Origin of the sequence: Kluyvera intermedia, assembly GCF_034424175.1 — a bacterium.
GTDB classification, from domain to species: Bacteria; Pseudomonadota; Gammaproteobacteria; order Enterobacterales; family Enterobacteriaceae; genus Kluyvera; species Kluyvera intermedia.
On sequence record NZ_CP139986.1, the window covers coordinates 3942992 to 3961130 of the forward strand.

The window sequence follows — 18139 nt, forward strand, 5'->3', positions numbered from 1 at the left end:
CCCTCACCCTAACCCTCTCCCCACAGGGGAGAGGGGATATTCCGAGTGCGTACTCTTCCTTGCTCCCTCTCCCTTTGGGAGAGAGCCGGGGTGAGGGAAATCCAGACACGGAGCCAACAATGTTAGAAGAACTTAAACAACAGGTGCTGGACGCCAATCTGGCGCTCCCTAAACACAACCTGGTCACCTTAACCTGGGGCAACGTCAGCGCCGTCGACCGCGAGCGCGGGGTGCTGGTGATTAAACCGTCCGGCGTCGACTACAGCGTGATGACCGCCGACGACATGGTGGTGGTGAGCCTTGAAACCGGCGAAGTCGTGGAAGGCAAGAAAAAACCGTCTTCAGACACCCCGACCCACCGCCTGCTGTATCAAGCGTTTCCCACACTCGGCGGCATCGTCCATACCCACTCGCGCCACGCCACCATCTGGGCACAGGCGGGGCAGTCCATTCCGGCAACCGGCACCACTCACGCCGACTATTTCTACGGTGCGGTCCCGTGTACTCGCCTGATGACCGATGCGGAAATTAACGGCGACTACGAATGGGAAACCGGTGCGGTAATCGTCGAAACCTTCCGCGAGAATAAGATTGATCCGGCGCAAATGCCTGGCGTACTGGTGCACTCCCACGGCCCATTTGCTTGGGGTAAAAATGCCGAAGATGCGGTACACAACGCTATCGTGCTGGAAGAGATTGCTTATATGGGCATCTTCTGTCGCCAGCTGGCACCGCAATTGCCAGATATGCAGCAAACGCTGCTGGATAAGCACTACCTGCGCAAGCACGGGGCAAAAGCATATTACGGGCAGTAATCCGTAGCCCGGCCAAGCGCAGCGCCGCCGGGATCCTCCATACCTGTATAAATCTCCAGCATCAAACCATAAACCAGGCTATAATCAAGCCTGGTTTTTTATTGATGAGAGCACGCGTGACGCAGCCACAAGCCGGTTTTCTACTGACCCGTCACTGGCGGGATACCCCGCAAGGCACAGAGCTGACCTTCTGGCTTGCGACCGACAACGGCCCGCTCCAGGTCACGCTACCACCGCAAGAATCGGTAGCGTTTATCCCTGAAGCCCAGCGTGCACAGGTTGAACGTCTAATACACGGCGAAAATGGCCTGCGTCTGGCACCCCTCACCCTCAAAGATTTTCACCGCCAACCGGTGTTTGGCCTTTACTGTCGCGCGCATCGCCAACTAATGCGGCTAGAGAAGCTGTTGCGCGAAAACGGCATTACCGTGTATGAAGCCGATATTCGCCCGACGGAGCGTTACCTGATGGAGCGCTTTATCACCGCGCCCGTGTGGGTCGAAGGCGAGATGCGCGGCAGCGTGCTGCGCAACGCACGTATGAAGCCCAATCCAGACTATCGCCCACCGCTGAAGTGGGTGTCTCTGGATATCGAAACCAGCCGCCACGGCGAGCTATATTGCATTGGGCTTGAAGGCTGCGGGCAGCGCACCGTCTATATGTTAGGGGCGCAGCCAGACCAAGCGCCACAGGTCGATTTCCACCTCGAATACGTTGCCAGCCGCCCACTGCTGCTGGAAAAACTCAACGCCTGGTTTGCCGAACACGACCCGGATGTGCTGATCGGCTGGAACGTCGTGCAGTTTGATCTGCGCGTACTGCAAAAAAGCGCTGAACGCTATCATGTCCCTCTGCGATTAGGCCGCGGCGGCAGCGAACTGGAATGGCGCGAGCACGGCTTTAAAAACGGCGTCTTCTTTGCCCAGGCTGCCGGACGACTGATTATTGATGGCATCGATGCCTTAAAATCCGCCTTCTGGAGCTTCTCTTCTTTTTCATTAGAAAACGTCTCCCGGGAGCTGCTAGGCGAAGGGAAAGCGATTGATAATCCGTGGGACAGAATGGACGAAATTAACCGCCGCTTCGCCGAAGATAAGCCTGCGTTAGCCACCTATAACCTCAAAGACTGCGAACTGGTCACCCGTATCTTTCATAAAACGGAAATCATGCCTTTCCTGCTGGAACGCGCCACGGTCAACGGCCTGGCGGTCGACAGGCACGGCGGCTCGGTTGCTGCCTTTGGCCATCTCTATCTCCCGCGCATGCATCGGCTGGGCTACGTTGCGCCAAATCTTGGCGAAGTCCCACCACAGGCCAGCCCCGGCGGCTATGTTATGGACTCCCGCCCCGGACTGTATGATTCCGTACTGGTGCTGGATTACAAAAGCCTATACCCATCGATTATTCGTTCGTTCCTGATAGACCCGGTTGGCCTGATTGAGGGCATGGCACACCCTGAACAGCAGCACAGCACCGAAGGGTTTCTTGATGCGTGGTTCTCCCGCGACAAACACTGTCTGCCAGGGATTGTCGGCCAAATCTGGGATGCGCGTGATGAAGCCAAACGCCAGCACAATAAACCGCTATCGCAGGCGCTGAAGATCATCATGAACGCCTTCTACGGCGTGCTGGGAACCAGCGCCTGTCGCTTTTTCGATCCACGTTTAGCGTCGTCGATCACCATGCGCGGTCATGCGATCATGCGCCAGACCAAAGCGCTGATTGAGTCTCAGGGTTATGACGTCATTTACGGTGATACTGACTCCACTTTCGTGTGGCTTAAGTGTGCGCACAGCGAGGAAGACGCCGCCGTGATTGGGCGTTCGCTGGTAACGTTTGTCAACCAGTGGTGGGCCGACGAGCTACAAAAAAGCAATCTCACCAGCGCGCTGGAACTGGAGTTCGAAACTCACTTCTGCCGTTTCCTGATGCCCACCATTCGCGGTGCCGATACTGGCAGTAAAAAGCGCTATGCCGGGATGATTCAGGAAGGTGATAAGCAGCGGATGCTCTACAAGGGGCTGGAAACGGTACGTACCGACTGGACGCCGCTCGCTCAGCAATTCCAGCAGGCGCTCTATTTGCGTATTTTCCGCAATGAGCCTTACCGCGATTTTATCCTCGACACCATCAATAAATTGATGGCAGGCGAGCTGGACGAACAGCTGGTTTACCGCAAACAACTCCGCCGTCCGCTGGCGGAATATCAACGAAATATTCCACCGCACGTGCGCGCCGCCCGGCTGGCTGATGAACACAATGTGCGGTTAGGTCGTCCGCAACAGTACCAACAACGCGGCAGCATTCGCTACGTCTGGACCACCAATGGCCCGGAACCGCTGGCCTATCAGCAATCCCCGCTCGATTATAATCACTACCTGGATAAACAATTAGCACCTGTCGCCGAAGGAATTCTCCCCTTTGTTGACGATGATTTTGCTACAATAGTGACAGGGCAACTGGGTCTATTTTGACAGGTGACTAACGTCGCGCCATCCAGTACCATAGCGCCCTTTCCATTCCTGGACCTCATTCACTCGCCGCCTTCCTTTAGGTGGTGGATGGATATTGCCTGCAATTTATTAAAGATAGAGCCGAACGCATATGCCTTTTACACTTGGTCAACGCTGGATAAGCGATACAGAAAGCGAACTGGGACTTGGTACTGTTGTTGCAATGGATGCACGCACCGTCACCCTGCTCTTTTCGGCAACCGGAGAGAACCGTCTGTATTCCCGTAGCGACTCCCCCGTGACCCGCGTAATGTTTAATCCCGGCGACACGATTACAAGCCATGAAGGCTGGCAGTTGCAGGTTGATGAAGTAAAAGAAGAAAACGGTCTGCTGGCGTACATTGGTACCCGCCAGGACACCGAAGAAGCGAACGTTATGCTGCGTGAAGTGCTGCTCGACAGCAAACTGGTATTCAGCAAACCACAAGACCGCCTGTTTGCCGGGCAAATCGACCGTATGGATCGTTTCGCCCTGCGCTACCGTGCGCGTAAATACCAAAGCGAGCAGTACCGTATGCCGTGGAGCGGCTTACGCGGCCAGCGTACTAGCCTGATTCCGCATCAGCTCAACATCGCACACGATGTTGGTCGTCGCCACGCGCCACGCGTTCTGCTGGCGGATGAAGTCGGTCTGGGTAAAACCATTGAAGCAGGGATGATCCTGCACCAACAGTTACTGTCTGGTGCCGCACAGCGCGTGCTGATTATCGTCCCGGAAACCCTGCAACATCAGTGGCTGGTCGAAATGCTTCGCCGCTTCAACCTGCGCTTTGCGCTGTTTGATGACGAACGCTACGCCGAAGCCCAGCACGACGCCTACAACCCGTTTGAAACCGAACAGTTAGTCATTTGCTCATTGGACTTCGTGCGCCGGAGTAAGCAGCGCCTTGAGCACCTGTGCGATGCCGAATGGGACATGATGGTCGTGGATGAAGCCCACCACCTGGTGTGGAGCGAAAACGCGCCAAGCCGCGAGTATCAGGCAATTGAACAGTTGGCTGAACGCGTACCAGGGATCCTGCTGCTGACCGCGACCCCGGAACAGCTGGGAATGGAAAGCCACTTTGCCCGTCTGCGCCTGCTCGACCCAAACCGCTTCCACGATTTTGAGCAGTTTGTTGAAGAACAAAATAATTATCGTCCGGTTGCCGATGCCGTTGCACTGCTGCTGGCAGGTAATAAGCTCAGCAACGATGACCTGAATATGCTCGGCGAGCTGATTGGCGAGCAGGATATTGAAGCCCTGCTGCAAACCGCCAACAGCGAACGCGACGGCGCAGAAGCCGCGCGTCAGGAACTGGTTTCCATGCTGATGGACCGCCACGGCACCAGCCGCGTGTTGTTCCGTAACACCCGTAACGGCGTGAAAGGCTTCCCGAAACGCGAGTTCCACACCATCAAGCTGCCGCTGCCAGCTCAGTACCAGACAGCCATTAAAGTCTCCGGCATCATGGGCGCACGTAAAAGCGCTGAAGAACGCGCTCGCGACATGCTGTACCCGGAGCAGATTTATCAGGAGTTTGAAGGAGACACCGGTACCTGGTGGAACTTCGACCCACGCGTCGAATGGCTGATGGGCTACCTGACCAGCCACCGCTCGCAGAAAGTACTGGTGATCTGCGCCAAAGCCACCACTGCATTGCAGTTAGAGCAGGTTCTGCGTGAGCGCGAAGGTATCCGCGCCGCCGTGTTCCACGAAGGCATGTCAATTATCGAACGCGACCGCGCAGCGGCCTGGTTTGGTGAAGAAGACAGCGGCGCGCAGGTACTGCTGTGTTCAGAAATCGGTTCAGAAGGCCGTAACTTCCAGTTCGCCAGTAACCTGGTGATGTTTGATCTGCCGTTCAACCCGGATCTGCTGGAACAGCGTATTGGCCGTCTTGACCGTATCGGTCAGGCGCACGATATTCAGATTCACGTCCCATACCTTGAAAAAACCGCCCAGTCCGTGCTGGTGCGCTGGTATCACGAAGGTCTGGACGCATTCGAGCATACCTGCCCAACCGGTCGTACCATTTACGACAGCGTGCACGATAAGCTGACGACCTATCTGGCCGCGCCAGAAACCGTCGAAGGTTTCGACGATCTGATCAAAACCAGCCGCGACCAGCACGAAGCGCTGAAAGTGCAGCTGGAACAGGGTCGCGACCGTCTGCTGGAGATCCACTCCAACGGCGGCGAAAAAGCGCAGAAATTGGCAGAAAGCATCGAAGAGCAGGATGACGACACCAATCTTATCGCCTTTGCGATGAACCTGTTTGATATCGTTGGTATCAACCAGGATGACCGTGGTGAAAACCTGATCGTCCTGACCCCGTCCGATCATATGCTGGTGCCGGACTTCCCGGGCCTGCCGGAAGATGGCTGTACGGTGACCTTTGAGCGTGATATTGCCCTGTCGCGTGAAGATGCGCAGTTCCTGACCTGGGAACACCCGCTGATTCATAACGGTCTGGATCTGATCCTCTCCGGCGATACCGGTAGCAGCACCATTTCACTGCTGAAAAACAAAGCGCTGCCGGTCGGTACATTGCTGGTTGAGCTGATTTACGTGGTGGAAGCACAAGCGCCTAAACAGCTTCAGCTTAACCGCTTCCTGCCGCCGACGCCGGTACGCATGTTGCTGGATAAGAACGGAACCAACCTCGCCGCACAGGTCGAGTTTGAAACCTTCAACCGTCAGCTTAGCGCGGTTAACCGCCACACCGGCAGTAAGCTGGTGAATGCGGTTCAGCAGGACGTTCACGCGATTCTGCAACTGGGCGAAGGGCAGATTGAGAAAGCGGCGCAGGCATTGATTGACGCCGCACGTCAGGAAGCGGACGACAAGCTCAGTGCGGAACTGTCGCGTCTGGAAGCGCTGAAGGCGGTGAACCCGAACATCCGCGATGACGAATTGTCTGCCATTGAAAGTAACCGCCAGCAGGTGATGGAAAGTCTGTCGCAGGCAGGATGGCGTCTGGACGCGCTGCGTCTTATCGTCGTCACTCACCAGTAACGGAGAGCCGCAATGGGAATGGAAAATTACCATCCACCACAGGATCCATGGCTGGTTATCCTCTATCAGGATGAGCATATCATGGTGGTCAACAAGCCCAGCGGCTTGTTGTCCGTGCCAGGCCGTCAGGAAGAGCATAAAGATAGCGTGATGACGCGCGTCCAACGTGATTATCCGCAGGCGGAGTCCGTTCACCGCCTTGATATGGCGACCAGCGGCGTGATGGTAGTGGCCCTGACCAAAGCGGCAGAGCGCGAGCTTAAACGTCAGTTCCGCGAACGCGAGCCTAAAAAGCAGTACGTTGCTCGCGTGTGGGGACACCCACAGCCGGAAGTGGGTTTGGTGGATTTACCGCTGATTTGCGACTGGCCGAACCGGCCAAAGCAGAAAGTGTGTTATGAAACCGGGAAGTCGGCGCAGACGGAATATGAAGTGCTGGATTACGCGGCGGATAACACCGCACGCGTGCAGCTCAAACCGATTACCGGACGCTCCCACCAGTTACGCGTGCATATGCTGGCGCTGGGGCATCCGATTCTTGGTGACCGCTTCTACGCCCACGATGAGGCGTTAGCAATGGCGCCACGTTTGCAACTGCATGCGGAGACGTTGACGATTACCCATCCACAATTTGGCAATAGCATGACGTTTAAGGCACCGGTCGATTTTTAAATCGTGCCAGTGTTTTCCCGGCGGCGCGCAGCGAAGCCGGGCTACCATCGAGTGTAGCCCGGCCAAGCGAAGCGCCGCCGGGTTTTCGCACCTTACTTAAATCCTTTCTGTTCTTTTATCAGCTCGTACGCTTTCTGAATTTCCTGCGCCTTCTGCTTAGCCATCTCCATCATCTCCGGGGGTAACCCCTTCGCCACCAGTTTATCCGGGTGATGCTCGCTCATTAACTTACGGTAAGCGCGTTTGATGGTTGTCGCATCGTCGTCAGGCTTCACGCCCAGCACATTGCAGGCATCTTCCAGCGTTGGGCCGCGTTGCGCTTGTTGCCAGCCACCGCCGCCCTGAGACTGCTGATAGCCGCCGCCAAATTGTGCGCCACCATGCATCATACGCAGGAACTGGTCGAACTGGGCACGAGAGATACCCAACTCTTCGGCAATCACGTACAGTACATCGCGCTCATTTGGATGCAAAGAACCGTCGGCGAACGCCGCCTGAATCTGAATTTCAAGAAACATCCGAATCAAATCAAAACGACCAAAGCAGACGCTACGGAACTGGCGCATCTTCTCGCGCAGCGGGTAGTTGTCGGCTTTACCGACGCGAAACGCCTGCTGTGCCGCCGTGCGTGAATCACCGTGCAGATTCATCCTGTCCATAAACACACTGGCGATATGAATATCCGCTTCGGTGACCCGCCCTTTTGATTTGGTCAGGTGGCCCATCACTTCAAAGGTGGTGGCAAAAAACAGCGACTGACGCTGCTGTTGATTGGCAAACCAGTTCATGCGACGGCTGCGTGCCTTATCAAACATGTGTCCTACGAGCAGCCCGAGGACTACGCCCCAGAACCCTCCGCCCATCATTAGGGCGACGGCCACACCAATCACTTTTCCCCAATACTGCATATACTCCCCAAATCGTCATGCCAGCAGCTAGAATATGCATTATCATACCTGTCATTCAATGCCGTGCATAACACCTCTGGCGAGAACGGGCAGGATACCCGTCATACTTCAAGTTGCAGGTGCGTTGGCCGCACTCGCGCACCCCAGTCACTTACTAAAGTAAGCTCCTGGGGATGTGCTCCCTTGCCGCCTTCCTGCAACTCGAATTATTTTGGGTATAAAACTAGCGTGAGAACGATGAGTACGTTAGTCTCTGACCGTTTGCAAGCCGCAATGCTATAGATGACGGAACAACAAATACAACGTATGAAAAAACGTATTCCCACTCTCCTCGCGACCATGATCGCCAGCGCCTTGTACAGCCAGCAGGGAATGGCTGCAGATCTCGCATCTCAATGTATGCTTGGCGTACCGAGCTATGATCGTCCGCTCGTCAGCGGTAAAACTAACGAGCAGCCGGTTACCATTACCGCCGATCATGCTAAAGGTAACTACCCTGACAACGCTGTCTTTAAAGGCAATGTCGATATTAATCAGGGTAATAGTCGCCTCCAGGCGGACGAAGTTCAGCTGCATCAGAAGCAACCTGAAGGCCAAGCCGTACCGGTACGTACCGTTGATGCGCTGGGTAACGTCCACTATGACGATAATCAGGTGATCCTTAAGGGGCCAAAAGCCTGGTCAAACCTGAATACCAAAGACACCAACGTCTGGGACGGTAACTATCAGATGGTCGGCCGTCAGGGCCGTGGCGACGCCGACGTGATGAAACAACGCGGCGAAAATCGCTATACCATTTTAGAGAACGGTACCTTTACCTCCTGTCTGCCAGGTTCCAACACCTGGAGCGTAGTCGGTAGCGAAGTCATTCACGACCGCGAAGAACAGGTTGCCGAAATCTGGAATGCGCGCTTTAAACTTGGCCCGGTGCCGGTTTTCTATAGCCCGTATTTACAGCTTCCCGTCGGTGATAAACGCCGCTCAGGTTTCCTGATCCCGAATGCCAAATACGGTAGCTCAAACTATTTTGAGTTCTCGCTGCCGTATTACTGGAACATTGCGCCCAATATGGACGCAACCCTGACGCCGCATTACATGGACAAACGTGGCGGCGTCATGTGGGAAAACGAATTCCGTTACCTCTCGACGCTGGGTCAGGGCCTGTTTGAATTCGATTATCTGCCGTCAGATGATGTCTACGAACATGATAACCCTAACGATGATAACAGCCGCCGCTGGCTGTTCTACTGGCAACATGCAGGCGTTCTTGATCAGGTATGGCGTTTTAACGTCGACTACACCAAGGTCAGTGACCCTGGTTACTTTAACGACTTTGACTCGAAATACGGCTCCAGTACCGACGGCTATGCCACGCAAAAGTTCAGCGTAGGCTATGCGGTACAAAACTTTGACGCCACCGTGTCGACCAAACAGTTCCAGGTCTTTGACCGCGCCAACAGTAACTCTTATGCCGCTGAACCGCAGTTGGACATGAACTTCTACCAAAACGACGTAGGGCCGTTTGACACCCGCCTCTACGCGCAGGCGGTGAAATTTGTGAATACCAACGGCAACAGTCCTGAAGCCACACGTTTGCACATGGAGCCGACCATCAGTCTGCCGCTGGGCAACCGTTGGGGCAGTATCACCACTGAAGCGAAGCTGCTGGCCACGCACTACAACCAGACTAATATCGACAAATATAACGCCAGCAACCCAGATGCCCAGTTATCCAGCTCGGTTAACCGCACCATGCCGCAGTTTAAAATTGACGGCAAAATGGTCTTTGAGCGTGATGTTGAACTGACTCCTGGTTATACCCAGACGCTGGAACCGCGAGTGCAGTACCTATACGTGCCATATCGCGACCAAAGTGACATCATGGCCTACGACTCCACCTTCCTACAGTCGGACTATTCAGGCCTGTTCCGCGACCGTAGTTACAGCGGCCTTGACCGTATTGCGTCAGCGAACCAAATTACGACTGGCGTCACATCGCGTATTTATGATGACGCTGCCGTTGAACGTTTTAACGTTTCTGTGGGTCAAATCTACTATTTCACCGAGTCTCGTACCGGTGATACGAACACGATTCCATGGGAGAAAGACGACAAAACGGGCTCATTGGTGTGGGCAGGTGACACCTACTGGCGCATGACAGACAAATGGGGCTTACGCGGTGGAATCCAGTACGACACACGTCTGAATAACGTTTCCACCAGCAGTTCGGCCATTGAGTATCGTCAGGACAGCGACCGTTTAGTGCAGCTAACCTATCGCTATGCTAGCCCGGAATACATACGCGTAACTCTGCCGAGTAACCAATCCAGTCAACAGCAGTACCAGGATGGGATTTCACAAGTCGGCGCAACGGCAAGCTGGCCGATTGTTGACCGTTGGTCCGTAGTCGGTGCTTACTACTACGATACCAACACGCATAAACCAGCCGATCAGATGCTGGGCGTGCAGTATAACTCCTGCTGCTACGCTATCCGCGTCGGCTACGAGCGTAAGCTCAACGGTTGGGACTACGACAACAACAAGCCTAATGGCCAGGCAAAATATGATAACTCCATCGGCTTCAATATTGAGCTGCGTGGTCTGAGCTCAAATTACGGTCTGGGTACCCAGCAGATGCTGCGTTCCAATATCATGCCGTACCAGAGCTCACTGTAATGTCACTGGTTAGATACATCATCCGCATTGCGGTTAATTGAAATGGAAAAAGTATGAAGAACTGGAAAATGCTGCTTGTCGGTATCGCCTTCGTTGCGAATACCAGCTTCGCTGCCCCGCAGGTTGTCGATAAAGTAGCAGCCGTCGTTAACAATGGCGTCGTACTTGAGAGCGACGTTGATGGTCTGATGCAGTCCGTCAAAATGAACTCTGGCCAGGCCGGCCAACAGCTGCCGGATGACGCAACGCTGCGCCACCAGATTCTGGAGCGTCTGATCATGGATCAGATTATCCTGCAAATGGGGCAAAAAATGGGCGTCAAAGTCACTGACGAGCAGGTTGATCAAGCGATTGCCAACATTGCTAAACAGAACAATATGACGCTGGATCAGATGCGTAGCCGCCTGGCGTATGATGGGCTGAACTACAGCACCTATCGCAATCAGATCCGTAAAGAAATGCTGATTTCCGAAGTGCGTAACAACGAAGTGCGCCGCCGCATTAGCGTGCTGCCGCAGGAAGTTGAGGCACTGGCAAACCAGATTGGTACGCAGAATGACGCAAGCACCGAGCTCAATCTCAGCCACATCCTGGTACCACTGCCGGAAAACCCAAGCTCTGATCAGGTTAACGAAGCGCAAAGTCAGGCTGAGTCTATCGTCGAACAGGCGCGCAACGGTTCTGATTTCGGTAAACTGGCCATCACCTACTCAGCTGACCAACAGGCACTGAAAGGCGGCCAGATGGGCTGGGGTCGTATTCAGGAACTGCCAGCTATCTTTGCTCAGGCGCTGAGCACGGCGAAAAAAGGCGACATCGTGGGCCCAATCCGTTCAGGCGTTGGCTTCCACATTCTGAAAATCAACGATATGCGCGGCCAGACTCAGAACATCTCTGTCACGGAAACGCATGCACGCCATATTCTGCTGAAGCCATCGCCAATCATGACCGACGATCAGGCACGTGCAAAACTGCAGCAGGTTGCAGCGGATATTCGTAGCGGCAAAACCACCTTTGAGAAAGCGGCAAAAGAGCTGTCTCAGGATCCAGGCTCTGCTAACCAGGGCGGTGATTTAGGTTGGGCCACGCCGGATATCTACGATCCATCATTCCGTGATGCGCTGATGAAGCTGAACAAAGGCCAGATGAGCGATCCTGTTCACTCTTCCTTCGGCTGGCACCTGATCCAACTGCTGGATACCCGCAACGTCGACCGTACCGATGCCGCACAGAAAGATCGTGCCTATCGTATGCTGATGAATCGTAAGTTCTCCGAAGAAGCAGCAACATGGATGCAGGAACAGCGCGCAAGCGCCTACGTTAAAATCCTGAGCAACTAATGACTCAACATCGCGTTGTCATCACTCCCGGCGAACCCGCCGGGATTGGCCCGGATCTCGTTATCCAACTGGCTCAGCGCGACTGGCCGCTCGAACTGGTCGTCTGTGCTGACGGCGGCCTGCTTACCGAGCGGGCCAGGCTCCTTGGCCTTCCTCTTACGCTTTTACCCTACTCTCCTGACCTTCCCGCCAACGCGCAACGCGCCGGAACGCTCACACTGCTACCGGTTCCACTGCATAGCGATGTCACGCCCGGCGTTCTGGACGTCAACAACGGCCGTTACGTCGTCGAGACCCTGGCGCGCGCCTGCGACGGTTGTCTGAACGGAGAGTTTGCGGCATTAGTCACCGGGCCGGTACACAAAGGCATTATTAACGATGCCGGCATCCCGTTCACCGGGCACACCGAGTTCTTCGAAGAACGTTCAGGCGTGCCGAAAGTGGTGATGATGCTGGCCACCGAAGAACTGCGCGTGGCGCTGGCGACCACCCACCTGCCGCTAAAAGCGGTCAGTGACGCCATCACGCCGGACTTGCTGCGCGAAGTCATCACCATCCTGCATGATGATTTACGCAATAAGTTTGGCCTTGCCGAGCCTCACGTGCTGGTCTGCGGCCTGAATCCTCATGCCGGTGAAGGTGGACACATGGGCACGGAAGAGATCGATACGATCATTCCCGTGCTCAATGAAATGCGCGCAAAAGGGATGAATCTTAGCGGGCCGCTGCCTGCCGATACTCTCTTCCAGCCCAAATATCTGGACCATGCCGATGCCGTGCTCGCAATGTTCCACGATCAGGGCTTACCCGTGCTAAAATACCAGGGCTTTGGCCGTGGCGTGAATATTACGCTCGGTTTACCCTTTATTCGCACTTCCGTTGACCACGGCACCGCCCTTGAACTGGCAGGTCTTGGGAAAGCGGACGTCGGCAGTTTTATTACGGCGCTTAATCTCGCCATCAAAATGATTGTTAACTCTAATGAATAATCGAGTCCATCAGGGCCACTTAGCCCGTAAACGCTTCGGGCAGAACTTCTTAAACGATCAGTTCGTGATCGACAGCATTGTTGCGGCCATCAATCCGCAAAAAGGTCAGGCGATGGTTGAAATCGGCCCGGGCCTTGCCGCGCTGACCGAGCCGGTTGGCGAACGTCTTGACGAAATGACCGTTATCGAACTTGACCGCGACCTCGCGGCACGTCTGCAGACTCACCCGTTCCTGGGGCCAAAGCTGACTATTTATCAGCAAGATGCCATGACCATGAACTTTGGCGAGCTGTCTGAGAAACTCGGTCAGCCGCTGCGCGTGTTCGGTAACCTGCCGTACAACATCTCTACGCCGTTGATGTTCCATCTGTTTAGCTATACTAATGCTATTGCAGACATGCACTTCATGCTGCAAAAAGAGGTGGTTAACCGTCTGGTGGCTGGGCCAAACAGTAAAGCCTATGGTCGTCTGACCGTCATGGCGCAATACTACTGCAACGTCATCCCGGTACTTGAAGTGCCGCCGACTGCGTTTACGCCAGCACCAAAAGTCGATTCCGCCGTGGTGCGTCTGGTGCCTCACAGTACTATGCCGTATCCGGTTAAAGATGTCCGCGTACTGAGCCGTATTACGACTGAGGCATTTAACCAGCGTCGTAAAACCATTCGTAACAGCCTGGGCAACCTGTTCAGCGTTGAGCTGTTGACGGAATTGGGCGTTGACCCAGGTATGCGGGCAGAAAATATCTCTGTTGCGCAATACTGCCGGATGGCTAACTATCTGTCAGAGAATGCGCCCTCCAAGGAGAGCTAGACCATGATCGATTCGCCACGAGTTTGCGTCCAGGTTCAGAGCGTCTACATTGAGACGCACTCTATGCCGGAAGAAGAACGTTATGTCTTCGCCTATACGGTGACCATTCGCAATCTCGGGCGAAGCGCGGTTCAGCTTCTTGGCCGTTACTGGGTTATCACTAACGGCCACGGCCGTGAAACCGAAGTCCAGGGGGAAGGTGTGGTCGGCGTTCAGCCGCACATTGAACCCGGCGATGAATATCAGTACACCAGCGGTGCCGTGCTGGAAACTCCACTTGGCACCATGCAAGGCCACTATGACATGGTTGACGTCGACGGTGTGCCGTTCGCTATCGACATTCCTGTGTTCCGTCTTTTCGTTCCCACGCTGATCCATTAATCATGTCTACATACCTTATTGGCGACATTCACGGTTGCTTTGATGAGTTAATCGGTCTTTTGCAGCAGGTTGAGTTCACGCCGGGCAAAGACACCTTGTGGCTTACGGGCGATTTGGTTGCTCGTGGTTCCGGCTCGCTGGAAGTGCTGCGTTACGTCAAATCCCTGGGCGACAGCGTGAAAATCGTGCTGGGTAATCACGACCTGCATCTGCTGGCCGTGTTTGCGGGCATCAGCCGCAACAAGCCTAAGGATCGCCTGAATGCACTGTTGGAAGCGCCTGACGCCGATGAACTGCTCAACTGGCTGCGTCGTCAGCCACTGATGCAGATGGATGAAGAGAAAAAGCTGGTGATGGCGCACGCGGGCATCACGCCACAGTGGGATATTGAAACCGCTAAACAGTGCGCGCGCGACGTTGAAGCCGTACTTTCAAGCGATTCCTATCCCTTCTTCCTCGACGCCATGTACGGCGATATGCCGAACAATTGGTCGCTGGAGCTCAGTGGTTTAGCGCGTCTGCGTTTTATCACCAATGCCTTTACCCGTATGCGCTACTGCTTCCCGAACGGCCAGCTGGATATGTACAGCAAAGAGTCACCGGAAAACGTTGCTGCGCCGTTGAAGCCATGGTTTATGCTGCCAGGGCCGATTACCGCTGAGTACAGCGTGGCGTTTGGTCATTGGGCATCGCTGGAAGGCAAAGGCACGCCAGATGGAATTTACGCGCTGGATACCGGCTGTTGCTGGGGCGGCGATCTGACCTGTTTGCGCTGGGAAGATAAAACGTATTTTGTGCAGCCGTCGAATCGTCGGTTGGCACCGGGTGAGAGTGAGGCGGTAGCTTCATAATCGGTGCATTCCCGGCGGCGCAGCGCCGCCGGGACAAGCTCAGTCTTATCGACGTTCGAGCACTTCAAAACAATAGCTATGCGAGTTCTGCTCATCCGCATCATGGAACTCGCTAAACACAGATTCCCACTGGTCTGGTGCGTAATCCGGGAAATGGGTGTCGCCTTCCACTTCTGCATCAATATGCGTCAGGTACAGCTTGTGCGCTTTCGGCAGGAACTGCTCATACACGCGACCACCGCCAATCACCATAATCTCTTCGACGTCGCCACACGCCGCAATCGCTTCATCAACCGATTTCACCCACTGCACGCGCTCGTCGGTACCCGGCTGGCTGCTGATAACGATATTTTTACGGCCCGGCAATGGACGACCGATGGATTCCCAGGTCAGGCGCCCCATCACTACCGGTTTGTTTAAGGTGTTGCGTTTAAACCAGGCCAGATCGGCCGGCAGGTCCCAGGGCATGGCGTTTTCCATACCGATAACGCGATCTACCGCGAGTGCAGCAATCAGACTGATCATTGAGTGTGTCCCAGATGCAAAAAAATTGTCGCCACTATACGGAAAGCATAAACTTTCGTCGACTGGCAGCCAGGTAAAGAATAAGAATATTTTTAGATTTGCTGGCAAGCCCACGAATGAAAAGTGGACAGCCAGCATTACACCACCGCAGTCTTTACGAAGCAGGCTTCACTTCCGGCTCATCTTCTGGGTTACCGCTGTGCTTCCCTTCTTCCGTTCCTTGCCAGCCGTGGCGCTGGACCAGCGACAGATGATTTCGGTCTTCATTGATGATTTCCGTCAGCATGGCGCTGGTGCGTTTATAAGCCGCCGCGCGTGACGTCGCGTCGTTTTCCGCCATCGCCACCATCTCTTCCATCAATTGAATATTAAACCGGCGGAACAGATCGGCACGCTCACGAGCCTCATAAGCGCCGAGACCGAGGGACTCAAGCGCCTGACGCCCCGACTTCAGCGCAGCTTCAAAGGTTTCACGCTCAGGTGCATCAACACCGGCCTGACGCAATTGAATGTAGTGCTCAACGTCGCGGGCGCGGGCAATCACGCGCAGATGCGGGAAATGCTCTTTCGCCAGTTCAGTCAGTGCCAGGCTGGCCTGTGGATCATCAATGGCGTTAATCAACACCTCCGCCTTTTCTGCTCCCGCAGACTCGAGCAGATCCGCCCGAGTGGCATCGCCATAGAACACTTTCATCTCGAATTTACGCAGCGTATCCACGTGGTCAGGATCATGATCGAGAACCACCATTTTCACGCCGCTGGAAAGCAGTAAACGCCCGGCAATCTGACCAAAACGACCGAATCCGGCAATAATCACCCGCGGCTGTTCTTCATCAATCTCATCGGCTTCGCGCGCATCTCCTGAGCGGGTGCGTTTTTCCAGACGTGTCAGCAGCACCAGCAGAATTGGCGTCGCCGCCATCGACAGCGCTACCGCCAGGGTCAGGGCTTTTGCCCAATCGGCATCCAGCACGTTAGCCATCTGCGCCGCACCAAACACCACAAAGGCAAATTCACTCCCCTGCCCCAGCAACGCCGCAAACCACAGGCGTTGAGAACGCGGCACCTGCAACGGCTTGGCAATCAGCCACAGTAGCAGCGATTTGATCACCAGGAAGCCCACCAGCAGTGTGATAATGCGTAGCGGGTTGTGGATTAGCGTACCAAAATCGATAGACATGCCGACGCCGATAAAGAACAGCCCGAGCAGCAGCCCCTTAAATGGCTCAATGTCACTCTCCAGCGCATGGCGGTATTCGGAGCTTGCCAGCAGAACACCCGCAAGGAACGCCCCCATCGCCATCGACAAGCCGACCTCTTCAAGCAGCAGCCCGAAACCGAAGACCAGGAACAGGGCCACGGCGCTGAACACTTCCCGCAGACCGGAACGGGCCACGAAGCGTAACAGCGGACGTGTAACATAGCGCCCAAGCACCACGACCAGCGCCAGCGCACCGGCAACTTTCAGCGCCGAGAACGCAAAGGCACCAAGAGTCGTGGTGCCACCGCTGGTTGCCAACAGCGGGATCATCGCTACCAGTGGGATCGCAGCAATATCCTGGAACAGCAGCACTGCAAAGGTGCTGCGCCCAACCTGCGTCACCGTCAGGTTACGCTCGTTCATCGCCTGCATGGCAATCGCGGTGGATGAGAGCGCCAGCGTCATCCCAATCAGTTCCGCCACCTGCCAGCGCAGGCCGAGGAAGATGCAGAACGCGCCAATCAACGCCCCACAGACCACCATTTGCAGCAGCCCGCCGCCAAATACCGCGGCACGCAGCTTCCATAGCCGTTGCGGATCAAGCTCAAGACCAATCACAAACAGCATTAACACCACGCCAATTTCAGCGAAGTGCAAAATAGCTTCGGCATCGGTCACCAGTCGCAGCCCCCAAGGGCCGATAATACAACCGGCAATCAGGTAGCCCAGCACCGAGCCCAGCCCTAAACGCACGGCAATCGGCACAATTAGCGCCGCCGACCCAAGATAGATCAGCGCCTGTATGAGCGTATGGCTATCCATTGTTATGCTCCTCCTGCCAGGCCAACAGTCGTTGTTTATAGTGACGAGCCTGCGTCTGTAGCGTTTCGTCATCGCAGATAAACGTACAGTGCACAGCAAACGGCGGCAGCCATTTCATACCGCAGTAAACTGCCGTTGCCTCAAGCGGTTGCCCCAGCACCTCAAAGCCCGGGTGCGAGCCAATATCGAAATGACTTTCCCCGCCTCCGGTCGTCACCGCCCACAGAATGCTCTTGCCATGCAGCGCCGAGCCACCGTGACCATAGGCCCAACCGTGCGACAGCACTTTATCCAGCCACAATTTAAGCAGCGGCGGCGTGCTATACCACTGCATAGGATGCTGCAGAATAACCAGATCCGCCCGGGAGAGCGCTTCCTGTTCTGCGGCAACATCAATATTAAAATCGGGATAGAGGTGATAAAGAGAACGGATTTCAACTCCGTCAAGCGTCCTTACCTGCTCAAGCATCCGTTTATTCGCATGCGAGTGATGCGGATAAGGATGCGCATAAATAATTAAAATCATGATTAGCCTGTCTTACTGCATTATTTTATCGCTAAGTTTAGACAGTTAATGCTGACACTTACAGGATCAGTTCGCGTAAGCGCAGGAATTGGGGGGCGTCAGACGCCC

14 protein-coding genes are annotated in these 18139 nt (G+C 55.0%); 10 read left to right on the forward strand and 4 right to left on the reverse strand.

All coding sequences use genetic code 11. The annotated features are described in order from the left end of the window. Positions 1–119 precede the first annotated feature (119 nt). The 4 genes from araD (at position 120) to rluA (ending at position 6998) form a co-directional block, all read left to right on the forward strand. Positions 120–815: an L-ribulose-5-phosphate 4-epimerase gene (gene araD / locus U0026_RS19030; protein ID WP_062771857.1), complete on the forward strand. Its 696-nt coding sequence runs from the start codon at positions 120–122 to the stop codon at positions 813–815. A gap of 104 nt (positions 816–919) precedes the next feature. Then, entirely contained in the window at positions 920–3289 is a 2370-nt protein-coding gene (polB, locus tag U0026_RS19035) for a DNA polymerase II (RefSeq protein ID WP_062771854.1), read from the forward strand. Between the two features lie 130 nt (positions 3290–3419). Further along, entirely contained in the window at positions 3420–6326 is a 2907-nt protein-coding gene (gene rapA, locus U0026_RS19040; RefSeq protein ID WP_062771851.1) for an RNA polymerase-associated protein RapA, read from the forward strand. Between the two features lie 12 nt (positions 6327–6338). Continuing rightward, positions 6339–6998: a bifunctional tRNA pseudouridine(32) synthase/23S rRNA pseudouridine(746) synthase RluA gene (rluA, locus tag U0026_RS19045; RefSeq protein WP_062771848.1), complete on the forward strand. Its 660-nt coding sequence runs from the start codon at positions 6339–6341 to the stop codon at positions 6996–6998. Between the two features lie 92 nt (positions 6999–7090). Here rluA and djlA read toward each other — a convergent pair whose 3' ends face one another. Beyond that, positions 7091–7906: a co-chaperone DjlA gene (gene djlA / locus U0026_RS19050; RefSeq protein WP_062771845.1), complete on the reverse strand. Its 816-nt coding sequence runs from the start codon at positions 7904–7906 to the stop codon at positions 7091–7093. Positions 7907–8212: 306 nt separating this feature from the next. Between djlA and lptD the strand changes: the two genes are divergently transcribed. Genes lptD through apaH form a run of 6 tightly spaced genes read left to right on the forward strand, consistent with a single transcriptional unit; the run spans position 8213 to position 14957 of the window. Next, positions 8213–10582: an LPS assembly protein LptD gene (gene lptD, locus U0026_RS19055; protein ID WP_062771842.1), complete on the forward strand. Its 2370-nt coding sequence runs from the start codon at positions 8213–8215 to the stop codon at positions 10580–10582. Positions 10583–10635: 53 nt separating this feature from the next. Continuing rightward, a complete protein-coding gene (gene surA / locus U0026_RS19060) occupies positions 10636–11922 on the forward strand; it encodes a peptidylprolyl isomerase SurA (protein ID WP_062771839.1) in 1287 nt (428 codons plus the stop codon). Continuing rightward, entirely contained in the window at positions 11922–12911 is a 990-nt protein-coding gene (gene pdxA / locus U0026_RS19065; protein WP_062771836.1) for a 4-hydroxythreonine-4-phosphate dehydrogenase PdxA, read from the forward strand. Before surA ends, pdxA begins: the two co-directional genes overlap by 1 nt. Further along, positions 12904–13725 carry a 16S rRNA (adenine(1518)-N(6)/adenine(1519)-N(6))-dimethyltransferase RsmA gene (gene rsmA / locus U0026_RS19070; protein ID WP_062771833.1) on the forward strand — a complete coding sequence of 274 codons (822 nt, stop codon included), beginning with the start codon at positions 12904–12906 and terminating at the stop codon, positions 13723–13725. The genes pdxA and rsmA overlap by 8 nt, the downstream gene beginning before the upstream one ends. Positions 13726–13728: 3 nt before the next feature. Beyond that, positions 13729–14106 (forward strand): Co2+/Mg2+ efflux protein ApaG, encoded by a 378-nt coding sequence (gene apaG, locus U0026_RS19075; protein ID WP_062771830.1) that lies wholly within the window; start codon positions 13729–13731, stop codon positions 14104–14106. Positions 14107–14108: 2 nt separating this feature from the next. Beyond that, positions 14109–14957, forward strand: a complete 849-nt coding sequence (apaH, locus tag U0026_RS19080; RefSeq protein WP_062771827.1) for a bis(5'-nucleosyl)-tetraphosphatase (symmetrical) ApaH — start codon at positions 14109–14111, stop codon at positions 14955–14957. A 45-nt stretch (positions 14958–15002) separates the two neighbouring features. Here the strand turns inward: apaH and folA are convergent, their stop codons facing one another. The 3 genes from folA to kefF form a co-directional block, all read right to left on the reverse strand. Beyond that, a complete protein-coding gene (gene folA, locus U0026_RS19085) occupies positions 15003–15482 on the reverse strand; it encodes a type 3 dihydrofolate reductase (RefSeq protein ID WP_062771824.1) in 480 nt (159 codons plus the stop codon). Between the two features lie 154 nt (positions 15483–15636). After that, complete coding sequence (kefC, locus tag U0026_RS19090) at positions 15637–17505, reverse strand: glutathione-regulated potassium-efflux system protein KefC (RefSeq protein ID WP_062771821.1); 1869 nt, start codon at positions 17503–17505, stop codon at positions 15637–15639. Further along, entirely contained in the window at positions 17498–18031 is a 534-nt protein-coding gene (kefF, locus tag U0026_RS19095; RefSeq protein WP_062771819.1) for a glutathione-regulated potassium-efflux system oxidoreductase KefF, read from the reverse strand. Before kefF ends, kefC begins: the two co-directional genes overlap by 8 nt. Positions 18032–18139: the final 108 nt, after the last annotated feature.

What these genes read in the sequence shown, in the direction of transcription:
- folA (WP_062771824.1), bottom strand. Translation starts at nt 15,482, where the DNA reads ATGATCAGTCTGATTGCTGCACTCGCGGTAGATCGCGTTATCGGTATG.
- kefC (WP_062771821.1), bottom strand. Translation starts at nt 17,505, where the DNA reads ATGGATAGCCATACGCTCATACAGGCGCTGATCTATCTTGGGTCGGCG.
- pdxA (WP_062771836.1), top strand. Translation starts at nt 11,922, where the DNA reads ATGACTCAACATCGCGTTGTCATCACTCCCGGCGAACCCGCCGGGATT.
- rsmA (WP_062771833.1), top strand. Translation starts at nt 12,904, where the DNA reads ATGAATAATCGAGTCCATCAGGGCCACTTAGCCCGTAAACGCTTCGGG.
- surA (WP_062771839.1), top strand. Translation starts at nt 10,636, where the DNA reads ATGAAGAACTGGAAAATGCTGCTTGTCGGTATCGCCTTCGTTGCGAAT.
- apaG (WP_062771830.1), top strand. Translation starts at nt 13,729, where the DNA reads ATGATCGATTCGCCACGAGTTTGCGTCCAGGTTCAGAGCGTCTACATT.
- rapA (WP_062771851.1), top strand. Translation starts at nt 3,420, where the DNA reads ATGCCTTTTACACTTGGTCAACGCTGGATAAGCGATACAGAAAGCGAA.
- lptD (WP_062771842.1), top strand. Translation starts at nt 8,213, where the DNA reads ATGAAAAAACGTATTCCCACTCTCCTCGCGACCATGATCGCCAGCGCC.
- polB (WP_062771854.1), top strand. Translation starts at nt 920, where the DNA reads ATGAGAGCACGCGTGACGCAGCCACAAGCCGGTTTTCTACTGACCCGT.
- rluA (WP_062771848.1), top strand. Translation starts at nt 6,339, where the DNA reads ATGGGAATGGAAAATTACCATCCACCACAGGATCCATGGCTGGTTATC.
- araD (WP_062771857.1), top strand. Translation starts at nt 120, where the DNA reads ATGTTAGAAGAACTTAAACAACAGGTGCTGGACGCCAATCTGGCGCTC.
- djlA (WP_062771845.1), bottom strand. Translation starts at nt 7,906, where the DNA reads ATGCAGTATTGGGGAAAAGTGATTGGTGTGGCCGTCGCCCTAATGATG.
- kefF (WP_062771819.1), bottom strand. Translation starts at nt 18,031, where the DNA reads ATGATTTTAATTATTTATGCGCATCCTTATCCGCATCACTCGCATGCG.
- apaH (WP_062771827.1), top strand. Translation starts at nt 14,109, where the DNA reads ATGTCTACATACCTTATTGGCGACATTCACGGTTGCTTTGATGAGTTA.